Origin of the sequence: Neptuniibacter sp. QD34_54, from assembly GCF_047778055.1 — a bacterium.
Lineage (GTDB): Bacteria > Pseudomonadota > Gammaproteobacteria > Pseudomonadales > Balneatricaceae > Neptuniibacter.
Window position 1 is genome coordinate 2,958,132 of record NZ_CP180546.1, and the last position, 19,777, is coordinate 2,977,908.

Annotated in this window: 22 protein-coding genes; 4 read left to right on the forward strand and 18 right to left on the reverse strand. The window is 42.7% G+C overall.

Annotation, left to right across the window (positions count from 1 at the left end):
* Nucleotide 1: 1 nt before the first annotated feature.
* Both ACMXYP_RS13400 and ACMXYP_RS13405 read right to left on the reverse strand, forming a co-directional pair.
* On the reverse strand, nucleotides 2-2,137 hold the full coding sequence (locus ACMXYP_RS13400) for a DUF3438 family protein (protein ID WP_415882144.1): 2,136 nt from the start codon (nucleotides 2,135-2,137) through the stop codon (nucleotides 2-4).
* Nucleotides 2,134-2,664, reverse strand: a complete 531-nt coding sequence (locus ACMXYP_RS13405) for a hypothetical protein (protein ID WP_415882145.1) — start codon at nucleotides 2,662-2,664, stop codon at nucleotides 2,134-2,136. Before ACMXYP_RS13405 ends, ACMXYP_RS13400 begins: the two co-directional genes overlap by 4 nt.
* 334 nt (nucleotides 2,665-2,998) lie before the next feature.
* Between ACMXYP_RS13405 and ACMXYP_RS13410 the strand changes: the two genes are divergently transcribed.
* The 3 genes from ACMXYP_RS13410 (at nucleotide 2,999) to ACMXYP_RS13420 (ending at nucleotide 5,615) form a co-directional block, all read left to right on the forward strand.
* Nucleotides 2,999-3,295: a DoxX family protein gene (locus ACMXYP_RS13410; protein WP_415882146.1), complete on the forward strand. Its 297-nt coding sequence runs from the start codon at nucleotides 2,999-3,001 to the stop codon at nucleotides 3,293-3,295.
* Between the two features lie 345 nt (nucleotides 3,296-3,640).
* Entirely contained in the window at nucleotides 3,641-4,408 is a 768-nt protein-coding gene (locus ACMXYP_RS13415; RefSeq protein ID WP_415882147.1) for a class II aldolase/adducin family protein, read from the forward strand.
* A gap of 31 nt (nucleotides 4,409-4,439) precedes the next feature.
* Nucleotides 4,440-5,615 (forward strand): mandelate racemase/muconate lactonizing enzyme family protein, encoded by a 1,176-nt coding sequence (locus ACMXYP_RS13420; protein ID WP_415882148.1) that lies wholly within the window; start codon nucleotides 4,440-4,442, stop codon nucleotides 5,613-5,615.
* 57 nt (nucleotides 5,616-5,672) lie between these two features.
* Here the strand turns inward: ACMXYP_RS13420 and ACMXYP_RS13425 are convergent, their stop codons facing one another.
* The 14 genes from ACMXYP_RS13425 to rpoE all read right to left on the reverse strand — a co-directional run bounded on the left by ACMXYP_RS13425 (nucleotide 5,673) and on the right by rpoE (nucleotide 17,207).
* Nucleotides 5,673-6,524, reverse strand: coding sequence for an amidohydrolase family protein (locus ACMXYP_RS13425; RefSeq protein ID WP_415882149.1), 852 nt, complete (start codon nucleotides 6,522-6,524; stop codon nucleotides 5,673-5,675).
* A gap of 40 nt (nucleotides 6,525-6,564) precedes the next feature.
* Nucleotides 6,565-7,293 (reverse strand): SDR family NAD(P)-dependent oxidoreductase, encoded by a 729-nt coding sequence (locus tag ACMXYP_RS13430; RefSeq protein WP_415882151.1) that lies wholly within the window; start codon nucleotides 7,291-7,293, stop codon nucleotides 6,565-6,567.
* A gap of 8 nt (nucleotides 7,294-7,301) precedes the next feature.
* Nucleotides 7,302-7,676 (reverse strand): holo-ACP synthase, encoded by a 375-nt coding sequence (gene acpS / locus ACMXYP_RS13435; RefSeq protein ID WP_415882152.1) that lies wholly within the window; start codon nucleotides 7,674-7,676, stop codon nucleotides 7,302-7,304.
* The gene (gene pdxJ, locus ACMXYP_RS13440; RefSeq protein WP_415884672.1) at nucleotides 7,673-8,443 is read right to left on the reverse strand and encodes a pyridoxine 5'-phosphate synthase; all 771 of its coding nucleotides are present in this window, start codon (nucleotides 8,441-8,443) and stop codon (nucleotides 7,673-7,675) included. Before pdxJ ends, acpS begins: the two co-directional genes overlap by 4 nt.
* A gap of 13 nt (nucleotides 8,444-8,456) precedes the next feature.
* Nucleotides 8,457-9,146, reverse strand: coding sequence for a DNA repair protein RecO (gene recO, locus ACMXYP_RS13445; protein WP_415882153.1), 690 nt, complete (start codon nucleotides 9,144-9,146; stop codon nucleotides 8,457-8,459).
* A 5-nt stretch (nucleotides 9,147-9,151) separates the two neighbouring features.
* The gene (era, locus tag ACMXYP_RS13450; protein WP_415882154.1) at nucleotides 9,152-10,087 is read right to left on the reverse strand and encodes a GTPase Era; all 936 of its coding nucleotides are present in this window, start codon (nucleotides 10,085-10,087) and stop codon (nucleotides 9,152-9,154) included.
* A 2-nt stretch (nucleotides 10,088-10,089) separates the two neighbouring features.
* Nucleotides 10,090-10,770 carry a ribonuclease III gene (rnc, locus tag ACMXYP_RS13455; protein WP_415882155.1) on the reverse strand — a complete coding sequence of 227 codons (681 nt, stop codon included), beginning with the start codon at nucleotides 10,768-10,770 and terminating at the stop codon, nucleotides 10,090-10,092.
* Nucleotides 10,767-11,141, reverse strand: a complete 375-nt coding sequence (locus tag ACMXYP_RS13460; protein ID WP_415882156.1) for a DUF4845 domain-containing protein — start codon at nucleotides 11,139-11,141, stop codon at nucleotides 10,767-10,769. The genes rnc and ACMXYP_RS13460 overlap by 4 nt, the downstream gene beginning before the upstream one ends.
* Nucleotides 11,142-11,152: 11 nt before the next feature.
* Nucleotides 11,153-11,965: a signal peptidase I gene (gene lepB, locus ACMXYP_RS13465; RefSeq protein ID WP_415882157.1), complete on the reverse strand. Its 813-nt coding sequence runs from the start codon at nucleotides 11,963-11,965 to the stop codon at nucleotides 11,153-11,155.
* A 22-nt stretch (nucleotides 11,966-11,987) separates the two neighbouring features.
* Nucleotides 11,988-13,787 (reverse strand): translation elongation factor 4, encoded by a 1,800-nt coding sequence (gene lepA / locus ACMXYP_RS13470; RefSeq protein ID WP_415882158.1) that lies wholly within the window; start codon nucleotides 13,785-13,787, stop codon nucleotides 11,988-11,990.
* Nucleotides 13,788-13,897: 110 nt separating this feature from the next.
* The gene (locus ACMXYP_RS13475; RefSeq protein WP_415882159.1) at nucleotides 13,898-15,304 is read right to left on the reverse strand and encodes a DegQ family serine endoprotease; all 1,407 of its coding nucleotides are present in this window, start codon (nucleotides 15,302-15,304) and stop codon (nucleotides 13,898-13,900) included.
* Between the two features lie 33 nt (nucleotides 15,305-15,337).
* On the reverse strand, nucleotides 15,338-15,772 hold the full coding sequence (locus ACMXYP_RS13480) for a SoxR reducing system RseC family protein (RefSeq protein ID WP_415882160.1): 435 nt from the start codon (nucleotides 15,770-15,772) through the stop codon (nucleotides 15,338-15,340).
* Entirely contained in the window at nucleotides 15,769-16,596 is an 828-nt protein-coding gene (locus tag ACMXYP_RS13485; RefSeq protein ID WP_415882161.1) for a MucB/RseB C-terminal domain-containing protein, read from the reverse strand. The genes ACMXYP_RS13480 and ACMXYP_RS13485 overlap by 4 nt, the downstream gene beginning before the upstream one ends.
* A 29-nt stretch (nucleotides 16,597-16,625) precedes the next feature.
* On the reverse strand, nucleotides 16,626-17,207 hold the full coding sequence (gene rpoE, locus ACMXYP_RS13490; protein ID WP_415882162.1) for an RNA polymerase sigma factor RpoE: 582 nt from the start codon (nucleotides 17,205-17,207) through the stop codon (nucleotides 16,626-16,628).
* Nucleotides 17,208-17,487: 280 nt separating this feature from the next.
* Here rpoE and nadB point away from each other — a divergent pair, with 280 nt between their 5' ends.
* Nucleotides 17,488-19,083, forward strand: a complete 1,596-nt coding sequence (nadB, locus tag ACMXYP_RS13495) for an L-aspartate oxidase (protein WP_415882163.1) — start codon at nucleotides 17,488-17,490, stop codon at nucleotides 19,081-19,083.
* On the opposite strand, the gene ACMXYP_RS13500 is transcribed toward nadB, so the two are convergent.
* On the reverse strand, nucleotides 19,064-19,519 hold the full coding sequence (locus tag ACMXYP_RS13500) for a protein YgfX (RefSeq protein WP_415882164.1): 456 nt from the start codon (nucleotides 19,517-19,519) through the stop codon (nucleotides 19,064-19,066). The genes nadB and ACMXYP_RS13500 overlap by 20 nt on opposite strands.
* The gene (locus ACMXYP_RS13505) at nucleotides 19,503-19,757 is read right to left on the reverse strand and encodes a succinate dehydrogenase assembly factor 2 (RefSeq protein ID WP_415882165.1); all 255 of its coding nucleotides are present in this window, start codon (nucleotides 19,755-19,757) and stop codon (nucleotides 19,503-19,505) included. The genes ACMXYP_RS13500 and ACMXYP_RS13505 overlap by 17 nt, the downstream gene beginning before the upstream one ends.
* Nucleotides 19,758-19,777 lie beyond the last annotated feature (20 nt).

Below are 19,777 nucleotides of genomic sequence, written 5' to 3' on the forward strand. Positions count from 1 at the left end.
ATTACTTACCTTTACTATTTACTTCAGCGACAACTTGATTAAAAGGTATATTAGACAAGAGATATAAATTCCCTTCGTCCCCGGCCTGCCCAAAAGCCGCTAGTCGATCATGACCTGCAGCAGAAGCCAACCAATTACCAGGCAACTCAGTCAGATCAATAGATCTGGACTTATCGAGATGATTACGCGCTTTAAGCAAAGTGATATGCAAACCATTTTGCTGCCAACTACCCACAGGCCAAACACTCAAGGAAGGATCAGAGAAAATAAATGATAGAGGTGACAAGGTCACCGGCACATCGACAAGTCCCTTTGGTTTTTCAATATCATCACCTCGACCAATATGTGCCGCATAACGGGTTAAGCGAATATAATCGGCAACCGAATACTGTTTTGAATTTTGCGCTAAAGATTGCGCATCAACTTCTGGTGCAAACTCTTTAACCTTTCGGCTTTGATCTTCAGATTCTTCCGGGTTCATCAATACATGGGGGGTGATCAGCATCACGTACTGAGACTTTTCATCCCTTTCCTCTTTAGAGCGAAACATTTCGCCAATAATAGGAACTTGACCAAGCAAGGGAACAACCGTTTCATAGTCAGACTGCTCACTCGTAATCATCCCTCCGAGCGCAATAGTCTTACCGTCTTTTGCAACTACAACAGTTTTCACATTGGATTCCTGAACGGCATCCAGAGGAATCGTTTCTATACGATTAGTTTCAGAATTAAAAAAAGGAAAATTCATACCATTTCTTTCAATACTGGAAGTATCTTGAAATATATCAATTGTCACCGTTCGATCAGCATTGACACTCGGCAATAGAATCAGGGTATTACCGATTTTACGACGCTCGGTTTCTAAGGTTGTTGTAGTACTGGAGGTTCGGTCACCATTATTGTTTGCTGCAGAAAATTCAGTATCCGTTTCTAAATTAACCGGGACGACCTGTTCTGAGCCGATAAACAAGCGTGCTGGTCGATTGTTAGAAGCCAACATCACAGGCTTAGCCACAACTTCTGCTTGATTATTCTGTTCTAAAAAAGCTACTTTCGCAGTTACATAGTTACTGAAGAACTCGTAAAAGCCGCCATCAACTTCGTTAAATCCAAAGCCAGTACTTTTTTTACCTAACAGTTGCGAAAAAGTATTTGTTAGCTCATTTATACCAACCCCACTTGTTTGATACTGAGCATTCCTCAAATCTAAACTACTCGGACTTTGGCTTTCTAATGCCTGATAGTTACCAGTTACATTCAAGGCATCATTAAAACTAAGATCAAAATCCTGCTCATAGCCTTCGCCCACATCTATCTTCACAATCTTCATCTCAAGCAAAACTTGAGGCGTAGGCTTATCACTTTCTTCTATTAAGTGAGCGATTTCGGCCAAAGCATTTTCGTCGCTAGTACGGACATGGAGCAGGTTATGAATTTTGTTGGTTGCTATATAAATTGGTGTTTTCGCGCCCAATAATTTATTGGCGGAATCTTCAGAAACCTCTTCTGCACCACCTAACTGGCGAAGCGCACCTTTTGAAAGTGATTTTTCGGCAACCTGGTTCCCATCAGCTTGATCAAATTCTTCGCGCTCCAATTCTTGGATCTTTATCTCGTTCGAATCATCAGAATCACTATTTATCGTAGTGGCCTCATTGGTATCCCCTACCTCTAGATCCAATCCCTGAAAATCATCATTCCCCTGCTGGAGAGAAAGGCGTACACGATCACCAAATAAGCTCTGAATAGTGACAGCGGTGGTACTTACATTTTGATGACGAAGCGTAAAAGTCCGAATCACGTCATCTCTATAAACCACAATATCATCCTGATACTGCTTCTCAGTCATAATGATGTAACTATTCCCTAACTTGCTATATCGGTACCAAAGGCCCGCCACTCGAGATAGCATTTCTACTGCGTGCTTCAGTTCTGTATTTTGCAATAACAAAGTAACCTTTTCCGAACTAGCCTCTTTTGTTACAGCAATATTCGCCCCCGTCATTGAGGAAAGAATACGAGCGGCATCACGTATTTCAGCATCCTTAAATTCAACAAACTCAATACGAGATCCCGCCTGAACGCTACCCACCAGCAAAGAAGCGACAATTAGGAAAACACTAAAAAAACGTTTCACTGCACTACTACCTTTTCACCCAGACTTCCAAACTCAACAATCAGGTTGAGAGCATTAATCTCTACAACTCGGATCACCATATCGCCACCTAACTGCTGTAAACCGACCTTATCACCTTCATGCACAACAAAGGTTCCTTGCCCTTCAATCTCTAAAAGCCCAGCCTTTTCTTCATCTGATTTGATAAACCCACGAAACTGCATAACAGGCAGCCCTCCTTGATCTTGCTCCCTTTTCCCTGCAAGAGTCTTATTTAAAATGCTTGAAGCCCCTAGCGACTCTGCCGTTTTCTGGCGTGGAATAAATCTTGGCTTTATAGCCTTTTGCTCTACCTTAAGCTCTTGCTGTACCAACCTTTCGAATGGGTCTCGATGCCGATTCTTTACTTGCTTATTTAACTTCTGGTTAATCTGCGAGTAATAATCATCAAGCGTTTGCAAATTTTTACCTAGGTCTGTCGTATTGATCAAACGATCAACCACATCAGAGGCTTCTTCAGGCTCAGCGGCAAAAACAACTCCAGACAAGCAGCCCAAAAACACCAGAAAAAAAGTCCTCACTCAGACACCCCAACATCAGGTTATATGCACAAAGCGTGATATTTTAAACTAACCCTTGAAAAAAACAATGATGAGAATCATTATCTATTGCTTTCTCAATTAAAGTAGTAGGATCTAGATGCAAATGGATTTAGCCCTTCTGGGATTAAGGCTTACGCTTGGCTCAATTTTTATTGTCCATGCTTGTGATAAATTTGGCTTAGAAAGCGTCTGGCTTTTGTGAGAACTCGATAACTGGACCGCCTACTTCACCCAGGCAATCATTCCATTTGCTGAAATAATTAATAGTTTGTTTCCTTTCTTGAACTCCGAACAAGCTTTTTGGCTTGCTCTAATTACAGCATCTATCGAACTAATTGCGGGATGGTGCCTTGTATTAGGTCTAGCAAGCAGAATCGCAGGCTTTTTACTCACATTAATGATGGGCGTCGCAATATACTTTCACTTTCCCCAAGGGTTTTATGGAAGCGATGGCGGATACGAATGGGCAATGCTATGCCTGGGAGGCAGCCAAGTCATCATGCTACTAGGTGAGGGAAACTTTTCTTTATCAGCTCTCTTTAGAGCCGTCAGTACTGAGCAGACAAAATCGATCTAAACTAAAGCCTTTAGCTAGCTCACAACAACCAAACATGGGTTTGATCGTTTAGCTAAAGAAAATATTAACCAACAAATGGAAGAAACATAAAACCTAATGCAACAGCACCAACAAAAGCAATAACTGGAAATTCCAATGCGGATTTATTAACAGGGCTATTCATAACAACTCTCCTTATCAGTAATAGGAATCATTATTATCTAAGAAGAAAACAAATGCAAATAATTCTTATTAGTGAATAATCATTTCATTGGCATCATGTTCTTTATTTCGTCGCTCCCTGTATAATTCTGGCAATCAATATTGCTCGTCAAAGGCACATCTATTTAAGCCAGAGGATTTTTTATGCTGGAGCTTCCACAACTCAATTTAAAAAACAAAGTTTCTCCAGAGGAATGGCAGGTACGGGTAGATCTAGCCGCCTGCTACAGGCTAGTGGAAGATTTAGGCTGGGGAGATCTAATCTATACCCATATTTCAGCAAAAGTGCCAGAAACAGATCATTATCTGGTAAATGCATTTGGCCTGACATTTGATGAAGTTACCGCATCAAACTTGGTTAAGGTTGATCTTGAAGGAAATGTTCTCGACGATACTCCTTTCAATATTAACCCTGCAGGTTTTACTATCCACAGCGCCGTTCACTCTGTACGCAGTGATGCACACTGTGTTCTTCACTTGCATACAAAAGAATCTATTGCAGTAGCTTCCCTAAAATGCGGGCTATTACCCCTTAGCCAATATTCCTGTTTCCAATTGGCTTCATTAGGCTATCACCAGTATGAAGGCCTTGCTGTTAATCAGGATGAGAAAGTGCGTTTAAAAGAAGATTTGGGTAATAACAACCACCTTTTACTTCCTAACCATGGCGCTCTCACCGTTGGTCCGACCGTAGGCGATGCATTTATGCGCATGTATGACCTACAACGTGCTTGTGAAATTCAATTATTAATTCAATCAACAGGTCAAGATGCTATAGAAGTGGCTCCAGAAATCGTTGATGGCATATCTAAACAAGCAAATGTCGTTCATTCAGGAACTACCGGTGGACAGAAGTCATGGCCTGCAATGCTTCGTAAAGCCTACCGACTTGATCCAAGCTTTGCGCAATAATCTGAAAATTACCGAATAATAAGGCTGATTCATGAAAATAAATCGCGTAGAAATTTTTGATATTCACTGTCCGGATCGTCCTGTTTGGAATCCGGTATTTGTTCGAGTACACACAGATGAAGGCATCAGCGGTGTAGGTGAAGCGGGCTTAGCTTACGACCTAGGTCATAGTGCTGCTGCAAACATGATTAAAGAATTTGCAGAAGAGATGCTGCTTGGTCGTGACCCATTCCAAACTGAAGACCTTTGGAACCTAATGCTACGTGGTAGCTTTTGGGGTCTAGGTGGCGGCCCTATTATCTATGCTGCAATGAGTGCGATCGATACTGCGTTATGGGACATTAAAGGTAAGGCTCTAGGTCTACCTGTTTACCAACTGCTTGGCGGTAAAGTTAACGATAAACTACGCACTTATGCCAGCCAGCTTCAATTTGATTGGGATTCAGAATTTAAAGCCCTAACAGATCCTGAAGATTATGCAAAAGCGACTGAAAAAGCGCTGGCAGAAGGTTATGACGCTGTAAAAGTCGATCCGATCATGTATAACGAAAAGGGCGAAACCTTCTTCGATCGTACTAAGCTCTTTACTCACAAAGAGATGAAGATGTTCCGCGACCGCTTAATGGCTATCCGTGAAACCATGGGTGATGACGGTGATATCATTTTTGAATGTCACAGTTTGCCAGGCGCTTCAACCGCGATTCAATTGGGTGAATTGGTCGAAGAAGCACGCTGCATGTACTTTGAAGAGCCAGTGAACTACTTAAACTCGGAGCTGCATAAACGCGTAGCCGACAAAGTAAATGTTCCAATTGCCGGTGGCGAACGGTTGTATAACCGCTGGGGTGTTCGTCCGTATCTTGAAGATCAAAGTCTAGATGTACTACAACCAGATATCGGTTTATGTGGTGGATTTACAGAAACGAAAAAGGTTTGTGATTACGCAGACGTATACGACGTTCGAATTCAAGCCCACGTTTGTGGTGGCCCAGTAGCAACAGCGGCCTCTTTGCATCTTGAAACAGCGATTCCAAACTTCTTAATCCATGAACATCACACCTATGCGATTAAGCAATGGAACCGTGAGCTTTGTATTCAAGACCCTCAACCAGTAGACGGCTTCTTCCAAGTTTCTGAAGAGCCTGGAATTGGTATCGAATTGAACGATGAGGTAGTAATGCGTTCACCGCGTATTGAAGTTAAGTAATTTTCTACTTCATATAAAAAGGGCGCTATCAGGCGCCCTTTTTATTTTCTAATCACGCTAATCGATATCTAACTGGTATATTCGCTTAGCGTTTTCAAATATCAGCATCTCTTTCTCAAAGCCCTTCCACTTCATCTCTTTGAGATACCTCTGCCATAAATCTTCATAACTACAAGCCAATTCAGAAACAGGGAAGTTACTCGCCAACATCACCCGAGTAAGCCCAAATTGCCTAACGGCAAAACTTATAATAGGTTTGGCCTGATCCGAACTCCAATCACGATTAAACATCTCCCAACCAGAGCATTTAATAGAACATTCTGGATGATGTGCTAGCCGAGTAATCGAGTGCATCCACTGTTCATTCAGCTGTACAGGTGACCCGCAATGGTTAATCACGACCTTTAAATTTGGCAACTGTTGCATCACATCCGCAAGTGCACAAGACGCACCTGGATCAGATAAAGACAGCTGAGCTTCGAAAATTAGCTGGTTATCAGATAGTACCGCAAGACGTTTAAAGACATTTGGATTGAACAACACTTCCTGAGCGGCATTATCTAAGATGTATCTCACACCAACTAATGATTTAAATTCTTGTAGTTTTTCCAGATGCTCATCAAAGCTATCGGAAGTTAGATCAAGATAAGCTATTGAACGAAAAGGTAACTCACAATGACTTTCAAGCCACTCCAATTCACGCCACGGATGGGAATTATCAAAACCCGCTTCGATATGTACAAAACCTACAATATCTGCTGAGCCTGATTGGCTTAAATCACCTTCGCTATAACCGCGCCTAATCTTATTTTTATCAGACCATTCAGGCGTGTGCCCTTCTTGCAGCCAGTGATAATCCCCTTTTTCAAGATTAAACAGGTGCAGATGCGGGTCTATCACTCTACTCATATACCGCCTTTAGATCGCAAGTTTCACTTTTACAGCTCAATTACTGGGCTGTATAACCACCATCAATTAACTGCAAACTACCGGTAATAAAACGAGCATCATCACCAATCAATAATGCAACAAGTGCAGCAACCTCCTCTGGCTGGCCTATACGCCCTAATGGCTGCAAAGCTGCTTCTTCTTGATGTACAACACTTTTTTCACTTCCGCTGCTCTCACAATAGCGGTCAATTGCATTGTGGTAAAGTGGTGTTTCTATGGTTCCGGGGCAAACAGCATTAGCTCGAATTCCAAAAGAAGCGTAATCTAATGCTGTGGTCTTAGCCATTGAAGCAAGCGCCGCTTTACTCATGTTGTAAGCAAAAGAGTTTCTTTTAGCAATAACAGACTGATCCGAGCCTAACAAAACAATTGAGCCCGAGCCTTGCTGTCGCATGTGAGGTAGTACAGATTGTAAAAGGAAATAAGCCCCCTTTACATTAATCGCCATCACTCGATCAAAGTCCGCTTCTAAAGTGTCTTCTATAGTTGCGGAGAAATGAATTCCGGCATTGGATACAACACCATCAATCCTGCCAGATTCCTTGATGACATGATCAATAGCTTGTGTAACCTGAGTTGAATCAGTCATGTCACATTGAATAAATTCGCCGACCTCAGATTCACTCAGGTCCAAGTTATAAACCTTGTAACCGTCATCTAATAAACGCTCAACGACAGCTCGTCCTATACCAACAGAACCACCTGTAACGACACAAATTCTAGTCATAGAACTCTTCATCCCTCAGCAATAACAAACGCAACAATGTAATCTTTCTCGTCACTGTAACTTAGATGCATACATGCAACTTCAAGCTTTTCGGCGCGCTCTGCAGCGCCTCCTAATAGACTCACTTCGGGTCGACCATTCTTATCTTTCGTAATCTCAATATGCTTCCAACTAACGCCTCGCCCAATACCTGTGCCTAAAGCTTTAGATACCGCTTCTTTGGCACAAAAACGTTTAGCTAGAAACAGAGGTGGATTGGATACTTTGAGGAACTGTTCATATTCGGAAGTAGATAAGATACGTTGTGGCAAGGCAGGCGTTCTGTCCAACGCCTGCTCCATGCGGCTGATCTGAAGAATATCGGTCCCGATACCTCGAATCATCGCTTTAATGCATCTCTTTGCGGCTGAATTCGAGCTTGGGCCTGAAGCATCTGTTGTTTAATTTCAGATACCGCTTCTTTTAAACCAACAAACAAGGCACGCGCAATAATCCCGTGGCCAATATTAAGCTCATTCATCTCAGGAATTTCAGCGATCTGCTCAACATTATGATAATGCAAACCATGGCCAGCGTTTACAATCAGGCCTTTTTGGTAAGCATAGGTAGCTGCTTCACGGATACGTTTCAGCTCATCTGCCTGTTCTGCAGAAGATTCAGCTTCTGCGTAAGCACCTGTATGCAATTCAATCACTGGAGCACCACAACGAATAGTTGCATCAATCTGTGCTGGCTCCGGATCAATAAATAGAGACACCTCGATACCTGCCGCAGCTAATCGATCACAAGCTTCTTTCACCCGCTCTTCTTGACCAGCGACATCCAAACCACCTTCGGTCGTCAACTCTTCACGCTTCTCTGGAACTAAACAGCAATGAGCAGGCTTTACATCTTCAGCAATGGCAATCATCTCTTCAGTCACAGCCATCTCGAAGTTCATACGTGTCTGTAATGTCTCTTTCAAAAGATAAACATCACGATCTTGGATATGGCGACGATCTTCTCGCAGATGAATTGTAATACCATCGGCACCAGCCTCTTCCGCTAGCGCAGCAGCCTGAACAGTATCCGGGTAACGTGTACCGCGCGCTTGGCGAATCGTAGCGACATGGTCAATATTGACCCCTAATAACAAACGGGATGGTTCAATCACACCACTTTCCTCACATTTTTTGAAATAGCTCTCGGCTACGCAAGGGCTTTTGCCCCAAAGCACGATCAATTAAATTTCGCATCAAGCGCTTAGCAGCTCTGCGAACTTGAATATCTGAATAATCATCAACAGCAATCGCAGACAACTGCCAACCATAAAAACAAGACGCCTTATTTTTATCTGTTACTGCGCCAACAGGAACAAAGCCATGTTCAGGGTTAAAACAATATACTAAATCAGCAGATTCTTGTTCCAGCTCTGGCAATACACCAAGATCATCAAGTAAACGATGCTCAAAGGTGCGTAGCGCACCCTCTATATCTTCACCAGATACTAACTCATTTAAAACATACTGATAATAAACATAGAGTTTCGGGTGACTATCAAATGGCTGGAGCAAACGTTCTAACAATTCATTTACATAAAGTCCACAAAGCAGCGCATCGCCATTCAGGAACAACATAGCAGCAACAGGCTCGGCTTGAGTTAATGTTTTGAGATCGTTACGTCCACGCCATGTAACCTGAATAGGTACAAAAGGTTGTACTGATGCACGTAATTTTGATTTGGGTCTGCGTGCGCCCTGAACAACAGCGGAAACTTTACCATGTTCTAGAGTGAAGAAATCAACGATAAGACTGGTATCGCGATAAGGGCGGCTATGGAGGACATAAGCCGCCTGCGGATCAGAATGACTCATGCTTTTTAGGTATTATCATAACCCAAACTACGTAATGCCCTTTCATCATCCGCCCAACCACGACGAACTTTAACCCATAGGTTAAGCATTACTTTAGCATCAAACATACGCTCCATATCCATGCGAGCATCACGGCCAATTGTTTTGATTCGAGAACCTTTATCCCCAATAACAATTCGCTTCTGACCATCACGCTCTACTAGGATTAGCGCACTCACATGAAGAACACCGTTTTTGGCGTATTTAAACTCTTCTATCTCTACGGTAGTACCGTAAGGGATCTCATCCCCTAAGTTACGCATCAGCTTTTCACGAACCATTTCCGCAGCCATGAAGCGTGAGCTTTTATCTGTTAGCTGATCTTCAGGAAAGTGATGCATACCCTCAGGAATATGCTTGGCGATTAACTCTTCAAGCTGCTCTACGTTATGGCCATCTTTAGCTGAAAGCGGAATCATTTCAGCAAAGTCCATACGCTCAGAATGTGTCTGCATCTGAGGTAATAAAGCCGTTTTGTCTTTCAGTTGATCAACTTTGTTTACAGCTAAGATAACCGGACAACGAGCATGCTTGACCTTGTCCAGTACCATCTGGTCTTCTTCAGTCCAAGCAGTACGGTCAACAATAAAAACAACAACATCAACATCACGTAATGCGTCTGATGCAGCTTTGTTCATATAACGGTTTAAAGCTTTTTTACCATCATCTTTATGTAAGCCGGGAGTATCTACATAAACGATCTGTAGATCATCTTCTGTTTTGATCCCCATAATCTGATGACGAGTTGTCTGAGGCTTACGCGAAGTAATACTCAATTTCTGTCCTAATATGTGGTTCATCAATGTCGATTTACCAACATTAGGGCGACCAACAATCGCTACGAAGCCACATTTTTGATCTGGATTACGAGGCTCCAGCAGGTGCATTAAATCTTCAGCCATAACTATTTCTCCACCTGCAACTCTATCAGCGCATGTTTTGCGGCTTCTTGTTCAGCCTGTCGGCGACTACTACCAATACCTTTTGCAGGCTTAGCTAAGCCTGCCACTGTACAATCGATATAAAAGGTTTGATCATGTGCTTCGCCTTCTACATTGATTAATTCATAAGTTGGCAAAGCTAAACGACGCGATTGCAGAAACTCCTGCAAGCGTGTTTTAGAGTCTTTAAGAGTCTCATTTAGGTCTAATTTCTCTAAACGCGCTTTAAACCAAGAAAGAATAAATCCACGGGCTGTTTCCATATCAGAATCTAGATAAATCGCACCGATAATAGCTTCTACAGCATCAGCTAGGATTGAATCTCTACGAAAACCGCCACTCTTAAGCTCACCGCTACCTAAACGCAGGTAATCGCCTAAACCCAATTCACGAGCTACTTCAGACAAAGTAACACCTTTAACCATACGTGCACGCAAGCGGCTCAATTCACCCTCTTTAGCTTGGGGGAATCTTGCAAATAAGTCGTCAGCTATAACGAAGTTCAAAATAGAATCGCCAAGAAATTCTAGGCGCTCATTATTCTTCTTACCGCAACTACGGTGTGTGAGTGCCAACTCAAACAAAGATTCATCGGCAAATGGATGCCCTATACGACGGGCTAAATCAGATACAGGTTTAATCAAGGGGCTTCTGCTTCATATTCTTTGCTAAAAAACACAACTGCATCCACATTCCCAAACATAGGAACACGAACTTCGTAATCTAGAGTTGCGATGATTAACCCGTCTTTTTCAACGATTGTTAATCCATCTTTGGGTACTTTAACTTGGTTGATAACTAACTTTTTCGTCATATCAACCCGCATTGCTCGTGGACCTTTTGCAAGTTCCTCAGAGTCATTCATAGCCTCGGCTACAACAGAATCTATCGTTCTGTTATCCACATAAGCTGGGAAAAGTTTAAATGCGATAGAAAATAGAAAACCCGCTACTATCAACACGATAAGTATCGAGAATATTGACGCACCTACTTGTTGCTTAAGAGTAGACCTCATAAGAGCCTCCATTACTCAATCACACGAACATCACCAAACGACGGTATACTTAAAAATGTAGGCCAATGCATCCAAACTGCAAATGCCTTACCTACAAGAAGATCTTCAGATACAAAGCCCCACCTGCGACTATCATTACTATTATCGCGATTATCTCCTACCATAAAGTAATGACCTTCAGGTACAGTCCACTCCATATTCTGAGCTGGTCTGCGAACATCTCTATACATTTGATGTTCAACACCATCTAAATTTTCATTAATTAACAAGCGCTGTGGATTTTGTGGTGGTAATTGAGCCAACAACTGTTGAGATTGCTCTTTTCCGTTTATAAACAACTTCTTATTCTGGTAACGAATCACATCGCCCGGAAGCCCCACTACTCTTTTAATATAGTTAATAGATGGTTTTTCAGGGAATTTAAAGACAACCACATCACCACGCTCAGGATCATTAATCTCAATAAACTTAGTATTCAAAACAGGTAAACGAAGCCCATAGTGAAATTTATTTACCAAGATAAAGTCGCCAATTTTCAACGTCGGTAACATTGAACCAGATGGAATCTGAAAAGGCTCCACTAAGAAAGACCTCAAGACCAAAACGATGAACAGCACTGGAAACATTGATCGACCAGTATCGACCCAACCAGATACACGATTGATCTGTTCAATGGCTTCATCAGGAAGCGGTCCTTCCGCCTGAGCAGAAGCAGCTTTCAGCTTTTCATCCCTTTGTGGTTTCAAAGAGATTCGGTCGTAAAACCAAACGATGCCGGAGATGAAAGTTAACGCAACAAGTACTAATGCGAAATCAAAATCCATCTAACAATGTCCTTCCTGATGATTAGCTATCAACTTTAAGTACTGCAAGGAACGCATCCTGTGGGATCTCTACACTACCCACCTGCTTCATACGTTTCTTACCTTCTTTCTGCTTCTGTAGCAGTTTTTTCTTACGGCTTACGTCACCACCATAACACTTCGCTGTTACGTTCTTACGCAATGCTTTAACTGTTGTACGGGCAATGACCTTACCACCAAGCGCAGCCTGAATTGCCACATCAAACATCTGACGAGGAATAACCTCTTTCATCTTTTCACATAGCTGACGGCCACGGAATTGAGCATTATCACGATGCAGAATAACGGCTAAGGCATCGACCTTATCACCATTGATAAGAATATCCATACGCACCAATTTCGCAGGATCAAAGCGTATAAAGTTATATTCAAGAGAAGCATAACCACGACTTACAGACTTCAAACGGTCGAAGAAATCCAAAACGACTTCCGCCATCGGTAGTTCATAAGTAATCTGTACTTGGTTACCTACGTAGTTCATCTGTTTTTGAATACCACGCTTCTCAACACACAGTCCGATCACCTGTCCTAGATAATCTTGTGGAACAAGGATATTAGCTTCAACAATAGGTTCACGCATCTCGTTGATTGAACCAGGATCAGGAAGCTTAGAAGGGCTATCAATCTGTATGACATCACCATTATTCATCTCCAACTCGTAGATTACGGTTGGAGCTGTTGTGATCAAATCAAGATTATATTCACGTTCTAGGCGCTCTTGAATAATCTCCATGTGCAGCATACCCAAGAAGCCACAACGGAAACCAAAACCAAGTGCATCGGATGTTTCTGGCTCGAAGAACAACGAAGCATCGTTCAACGTCAACTTATCCAATGCTTCACGGAAATCCTGGTAATCATCTGAGCTTGTAGGGAATAGACCCGAGTAAACCTGGGGTTGCACTTTCTGGAAACCAGGAAGGCTCTCTACTTCGGGAGTCTTAACATGGGTCAGCGTATCACCTACAGGTGCACCATGAATGTCTTTAACACCCGCAACAATGAAGCCTACTTCACCTGCGTGCAAAACACCGGTTTCTTTCTGCTTAGGTGTAAAGATACCTACAGATTCAGCCTGATAATTTTGACCTGTAGACTTAACTAGAATCTTATCTTTCTTACGCAGCGTACCTTGAGTTACACGCACAAGAGAGACAACGCCTAAGTAATTATCAAACCAAGAATCAATAATTAGGGCTTGTAGCGGAGCATCAACATCACCTTCAGGTGGAGGTATTTCCTTAACTAATTGTTCGAGAACGTCTTCGACACCCATACCGCTCTTAGCTGAACAGGCAACAGCATCAGTGGCATCAATACCGATAACTTCTTCAATTTCAACACGAACTCGCTCCGGCTCTGCCTGAGGCAAGTCCATTTTGTTTAGAATGGGTACTACTTCTAAACCTTGCTCGATTGCTGTATAGCAGTTAGCAACTGACTGAGCTTCTACACCTTGTGCAGCATCTACGATTAAAAGCGCGCCTTCACAGGCTGCTAGAGATCGAGATACCTCATAGGAGAAATCCACGTGGCCTGGTGTATCGATAAAGTTAAGCTGGTAAGTCTCACCATCTTGCGCTTTATAGTTCAGAGTAACACTCTGCGCTTTAATGGTAATACCACGCTCACGCTCCAAATCCATGGAATCAAGAACCTGAGCTTCCATTTCACGGTCACTTAAGCCACCGCACATTTGGATAAAACGATCGGCCAAAGTCGACTTACCGTGGTCGATATGGGCAATAATAGAAAAATTTCGGATATTTTTAAGGTTGCTCACGTGCAGGCTACCGCTACTCTAATACTCGCTGGAAAGGCGCAAGTTTACAGCATTTGCTTAAACTGGGCTACGAAAAAGGGGGCCTTAGCCCCCTTAGAATTTTATACTACTTAATCCGATACTCGTAATGGAATAAATAACGGACTTCCCCGCCGAACAATCCGCATTGGAACCGACTTACCAGAAGCTATATCTGTAGACACTCGATTAAAGTCAGAAACACTGGCGATCTGTTCGCCATTTAGCATAGTGATGACATCACCAACCATCAGACCTGCATCTGAACCTGGCCCTTGTAAAACTTTACGAACAACAACGCCTTTGCTCACTTGCCATTTTTCTTTGCGTTTTTGGTCAAGTTCAGCCACCTGAATATTTAGACGATTACCTTTATCCTCTTTTGGCTTTCGAACGTTAGTTTTAGCAAGTTCATCCTGTGTTGGTAATGCCTCGATTTCGACCTTAATGGTCATTTCACGCCCCGCACGAATGACTGAAACCTTAGCTTTCTTACCTGGTGTCACTCGACCCACATGGTGAGGTAAATCTGAAGATCGAATAATATCCGCACCTTCAAATTTAAGAATAATATCGCCCTCTTGAAGACCGGATTTTTCTGCTGGACTATTAGGTAACACTTTTGCCACTAAAGCCCCAGCCGGCTTATCTAAGCCAAATGATTCAGCAAGATCACGGTTAACCTCTTGAATGACCACACCTAGCCACCCGCGAGTCACATAACCATGTTTCCTTAATTGATCCGCAACATCCATCGCGACATCAATAGGTATAGCAAAGGACAGCCCCATAAAACCACCGGAACGAGTGTAAATTTGAGAGTTAATCCCAACGACTTCACCATCCAGATTAAATAATGGACCTCCAGAATTACCCGGATTAATAGCTACATCAGTTTGGATAAACGGCACATAAGTATCGCCCGCTAATGCACGTTCTTTGGCACTGACAATACCCGCTGTCACACTATGATCAAAACCAAATGGTGAGCCTATCGCAAGTACCCACTCACCAACATCAAGCGCTTTAGACTCTCCCAGCTCAACTGTCGGTAGGTCCTCAGCATCGATTTTTAACAGCGCTACATCAGAGCGCTCATCAGAACCGATGACTTCAGCTTCTAACTCCCTGCGATCAGCTAAGCGCACAATAACCTGATCAGCCCCAGCAATAACATGATGATTGGTTAGCAGGTATCCATCGTCAGAAATAATAAAACCAGACCCTAAAGATTGAGGGGCTCTACGGCGTGGCCGTTCTCCCTGATCAAATTCAGGCATACGGAAAAAATGGCGAAATATTTCAGGAATTTCTTCACCATTTGGCCCTTGAAACGGATTTAATTCACCCTGTCGTGCTTTTTTCTGGACAGTACTGATATTTACTACTGCAGGAGAGGCTTCTTTCACCAAAGATTTAAAATCAGGTAAGTTTGCAGCATGAACCGGCAGAGAAATAAAACAAAAAATTGCGACAATGAATTTTGATATAGATTTCATAAAACAAACACCTATGTCTATCAAAAAACTGGGTTATATAACTTTAATTAGCGTAGGCTGATATTGGCAGGATCTAAAGAAAGTAGAACTACTAAACCGAACAAACATAAAACCAGCAACAAGAGAAAAGAATGCTGAGGCAATCACAAGTAATTCATCACCCCATATAAAATCACCTAGTACAGCCCCTAAAAAAAGCGCTATTAATGGCAACAAATACATAAATACTGTTGCTTTGATAAAAGCACCTTCTTCAATACCTAAGAGGACGTGGTCATCTGCTTGCACCTTCAAAGAAGTAGGGTTATTTACTAAGAATATAAAGCGTTTTTCTTGACCAGCTTGCACTAGCAATTTTTGCCCACAACCATTTCGTGCAGCACAACTGGCACAAGCGCTCTGACGCATAGTTTCTACCCATACGCCGTGCTCATCGACCTCTACAACTTTACCGCTTTCTTCAATCATTTACGTTCTACTGATGCAGCGATACGTTCCGCAATCATTAGAGGGACATCACCGACGACTGTTACAAATTGATCACCAATGCGTTTACCCACAGTAACCATACCATCTGACTGAACAGCACCTTCAGGAACGGACTGACGGCCAAATTTTTCAACACAAACGGTAAATGAATGGCGTCCATTACTGAACATTTGTACTTCAGCATGCGCCATCACATCTCTACGTTTACCCGAAAAACCTTCTGGTAACCATGTTGCTTCCCAACCTGATTCTTGGTGCGAAAGCATATGCTTATGCTGAGACACATAACGCTCGACACCTTCAGATAAGCGAATAATTTCAGGCTCTTGCCCCTGTGATGAAATCATCGAACGGTTACCAAACTGTGCTCTGACCAGGTCATCAGAAAGTGAATTGCCCGGAAGAACATAGTTCGGGCGATTATCAGCAATCGTATCGTTCACAGGCTGATTGTAGGTTTGGGCACCCAAGATAACCATTGCCGTCACAGAAGCCGCTGCAGTCATGCTAGCTAGCGGTTTCCAAAAAAAACTTCCTTTAGGGTCGGACTTAACTTCTGGTGCAGCAGTATCAACTTCCAAATCAGGCTCTTGTTCCAGAGCCTGCATAACCTGACTACTGATATCAAAGCCACTCAATTCAGCTTCTTCATTTTTCATAACTGAACGAACTAAATGATATCGCTGCCATTGCTCAGCCAATTCTGGCTCCTGCTCTATGCGATCAAGAGTACGTCGTAACTCAAAGTCTGCGACTTCACCATCCATCAATGCCGAAACAGATTCTGTAGATCGATCATCCATAGAATTTACCTCAATTTACCTTTGCAGGATCAGCTCGCTAAAAGCGGCATAATTTCTTTATCAATTGCTTCACGTGCTCGAAAGATACGTGACCTCACAGTTCCCACAGGGCAATCCATAACCCCAGCTATCTCTTCATAACTCATGCCCTCAAACTCTCTGAGCGTTAAAGCCACCCGTAAGTCTTCAGGGAGTTTATTCAGAGTTTTGCGAATCACCGCTTCAAGCTCGTCCTTGTACAATTTATTTTCTGGTGTCTCAATATCTTTCAAAGCATTATCACCTTCAAAGAACTGGGCATCATCAACATCTACATCAGCAGGACGTCTACCACGAGCAACAAGGTGATTTTTGGCTGTATTGATAGCTATTCTGTATAACCATGTATAGAAAGCACTATCACCGCGAAATTTTGGTATCGCTCTATAAGCCTTAATGAAAGTTTCTTGCGCCACGTCCAATGCTTCATGTTGGTCGTAAACATAACGACCAATCAACGCAACAATTTTATGTTGGTATTTTTTAACTAGAAGATCGAAAGCACGTTTATCGCCCGCTTTTACCCGTTCGACTAACTTTTGATCGACTGCTGTCTGACTTTCACTCGACACTCAATATTCCTTAAACTGTCCTTAATACCTGTCTCTATAAATATAGAAGCTAAAGCAGCAATAACTTTCAACTAATACAACATATTACCTCATCAGAGTGCCGGAACACTTCTATGAGCATTCAAAACTGCTTAAGTTCCCTAAGTCCAAAAAAAAATGCTAAATTGTGACTCAATACCGATGAAACACATGTAATTAGCTAGTTTTATCCTCGAACTTACCACTAAAATAAGCACTCAATTTTTCAAGCCAAGAACCCTCAAGTTAAGAAGAGCACAGCATGACGCAACACTATCACTACGACGCTTTAATTATTGGCAGTGGCGCTGCTGGACTAAGCATGGCCCTCCACTTAGCTCAAAATGCGCGTGTTGCAGTTCTTAGTAAAAGAGAACTTAAAAGTGGATCTACATGGCTGGCTCAAGGCGGTATCGCTGCAGTACTCGATACTGAAGATAGCACACAAGCACATATCGAAGACACCATGTCTGCTGGCGGGCACCTTAGTCATAAAGACGCAGTAGAATTCACCGTCGAGCACGGCAGAGAAAGCATTGACTGGCTGATTGAACAAGGCGTTCCTTTTACCCAAGATAGTGACGACTACCATCTAACTAAAGAAGGCGGACACTCTCATCGTCGCATCATCCATTCTGCAGATGCGACAGGAAAAGCGCTTCAGCAAACATTGATAGAGAAAGCCAAAGCCTCTGAAAATATCGATCTATTCGAACACCATATTGCGGTCGACCTAATCACACGAAAGAAACTAGGATTAGCACACAACCGTTGTGTCGGCGCATACATTCTTAATGACGAAACAGGACACGTAGAGGTATTTCAAGCTCCTCACGTTGTATTGGCTACAGGTGGTGCATCAAAGGCCTATCTATATACAAGCAATTCAGATGGTGCCACGGGTGATGGTATCGCCATGGCTTGGCGTGCTGGCTGCCGAGTCGGCAACATGGAATTTAATCAGTTCCATCCTACCTGCCTCTATCACCCACAAGCAAAATCATTTTTGATTACAGAAGCCGTGCGTGGTGAAGGTGGAAAGCTTTTACTTCCTGATGGCAAGCCGTTCATGCATAACTTCGATGAGCGAGGCGAATTAGCCCCCCGAGATATCGTTGCTCGCGCAATCGACCATGAAATGAAAAGGCTAGGTAGCGACTGCTTATTTTTAGATATCAGCCACAAATCTAAAGAATTTATTAAGTCTCATTTCCCAACCATCTATAAGCGTTGCAAGAGCCTAGGCATCGACATCACTAAAGAACCAATTCCAGTTGTACCTGCTGCCCACTACACATGTGGCGGAGTCGTGACGGACGAAAAAGGGCGCACCGATATTCCAGGGCTATATGCGATTGGTGAAACCTCGTTCACGGGGCTACATGGCGCTAATCGATTGGCTAGCAATTCTCTTCTAGAATGCCTTGTATATGCAAAATCCGCTTCAGACGATGTCGTTCAATCTCTAACAGCACCTCTGGATGAATCAATCATCCCTGCGTGGGATGAATCCCAAGTCACAAATTCAGATGAAGATGTCATTATCTCTCACAACTGGGATGAGATACGTCGTTTTATGTGGGACTACGTAGGCATCGTGAGAACGACCAAACGACTACAACGAGCTAAACACCGTATAGATCTGTTACAACAAGAGATTAGCGAATACTACAGCAACTACAAAATTAGTAACGACCTACTAGAGCTTCGTAACTTAGCCGTCGTTGCAGATTTGATTATTCGCTCAGCAATGTTAAGACAGGAAAGTCGCGGACTTCATTACACACTAGACTTCCCAGAGCAGGGTCCTGAAGCACTAGATACAATCTTAACGCCAATCAATTTCCACTGGAATTAAGATTATTCAGCGGACTATATAATAATAGAACCCGTAGCCGCCTAAATGCATTTTCATTGAAGCTCCGACGCATAATTACAACAGGGATAGTGTAAAAGCGACGGTCTGTTTTGCACAACATGACAATCACAAACGGAGTGATCACCTTTTGCTTAATACGGGTCACTTCAATTCGTTGCTGGTTTCTCTGCCGCAACGAAATGGCTCCGTTCTGGCCATTCCAAGTAATAGCGACAATGGATAAAGGGGACGTTAATAGCACCCTTTCGTTTAAATAAAACAGGAAACTAAACAATACTGCTAATGTAGCTAGGACAGCAATATGTAACGGAATAGCAGCATAAAAAAGTGCAAAGCACGCACAAAGATGTACCCCACAGTAGATAACAAGCAGGGTACAGGAAGGAGAAATAGATTCGTTATTTAGGCTGAACACGCTCCAGAATAATCCTCACAATCCTTTGCAAGTCTGGATCAGCTGGCACTTCACGCTCCATGAGCCACACAAATAAATCCTGATCTTCCTCATCTAATAACTTAACAAAGCGATCTTGATCAGCCTCGCCTAAGTCTGCAAAAGCCTCTTCCACAAACGGAACAAAAAGAACATCAAGTTCCAACATACCACGTCGACTCTGCCATTTAAGGCGGCGAATATCATCTTCAGTATACATCTATCAATTTTTCCTTAGAG

Bases quoted from the DNA above. Each gene is read 5' to 3' on its own strand.
- ACMXYP_RS13415 (WP_415882147.1), top strand. From the start codon at position 3,641: ATGCTGGAGCTTCCACAACTCAATTTAAAAAACAAAGTTTCTCCAGAG.
- nadB (WP_415882163.1), top strand. From the start codon at position 17,488: ATGACGCAACACTATCACTACGACGCTTTAATTATTGGCAGTGGCGCT.
- acpS (WP_415882152.1), bottom strand. From the start codon at position 7,676: ATGATTCGAGGTATCGGGACCGATATTCTTCAGATCAGCCGCATGGAG.
- ACMXYP_RS13480 (WP_415882160.1), bottom strand. From the start codon at position 15,772: ATGATTGAAGAAAGCGGTAAAGTTGTAGAGGTCGATGAGCACGGCGTA.
- ACMXYP_RS13485 (WP_415882161.1), bottom strand. From the start codon at position 16,596: ATGGATGATCGATCTACAGAATCTGTTTCGGCATTGATGGATGGTGAA.
- ACMXYP_RS13475 (WP_415882159.1), bottom strand. From the start codon at position 15,304: ATGAAATCTATATCAAAATTCATTGTCGCAATTTTTTGTTTTATTTCT.
- ACMXYP_RS13425 (WP_415882149.1), bottom strand. From the start codon at position 6,524: ATGAGTAGAGTGATAGACCCGCATCTGCACCTGTTTAATCTTGAAAAA.
- recO (WP_415882153.1), bottom strand. From the start codon at position 9,146: ATGAGTCATTCTGATCCGCAGGCGGCTTATGTCCTCCATAGCCGCCCT.
- ACMXYP_RS13505 (WP_415882165.1), bottom strand. From the start codon at position 19,757: ATGTATACTGAAGATGATATTCGCCGCCTTAAATGGCAGAGTCGACGT.
- ACMXYP_RS13430 (WP_415882151.1), bottom strand. From the start codon at position 7,293: ATGACTAGAATTTGTGTCGTTACAGGTGGTTCTGTTGGTATAGGACGA.
- ACMXYP_RS13420 (WP_415882148.1), top strand. From the start codon at position 4,440: ATGAAAATAAATCGCGTAGAAATTTTTGATATTCACTGTCCGGATCGT.
- lepB (WP_415882157.1), bottom strand. From the start codon at position 11,965: ATGGATTTTGATTTCGCATTAGTACTTGTTGCGTTAACTTTCATCTCC.
- ACMXYP_RS13460 (WP_415882156.1), bottom strand. From the start codon at position 11,141: ATGAGGTCTACTCTTAAGCAACAAGTAGGTGCGTCAATATTCTCGATA.
- era (WP_415882154.1), bottom strand. From the start codon at position 10,087: ATGGCTGAAGATTTAATGCACCTGCTGGAGCCTCGTAATCCAGATCAA.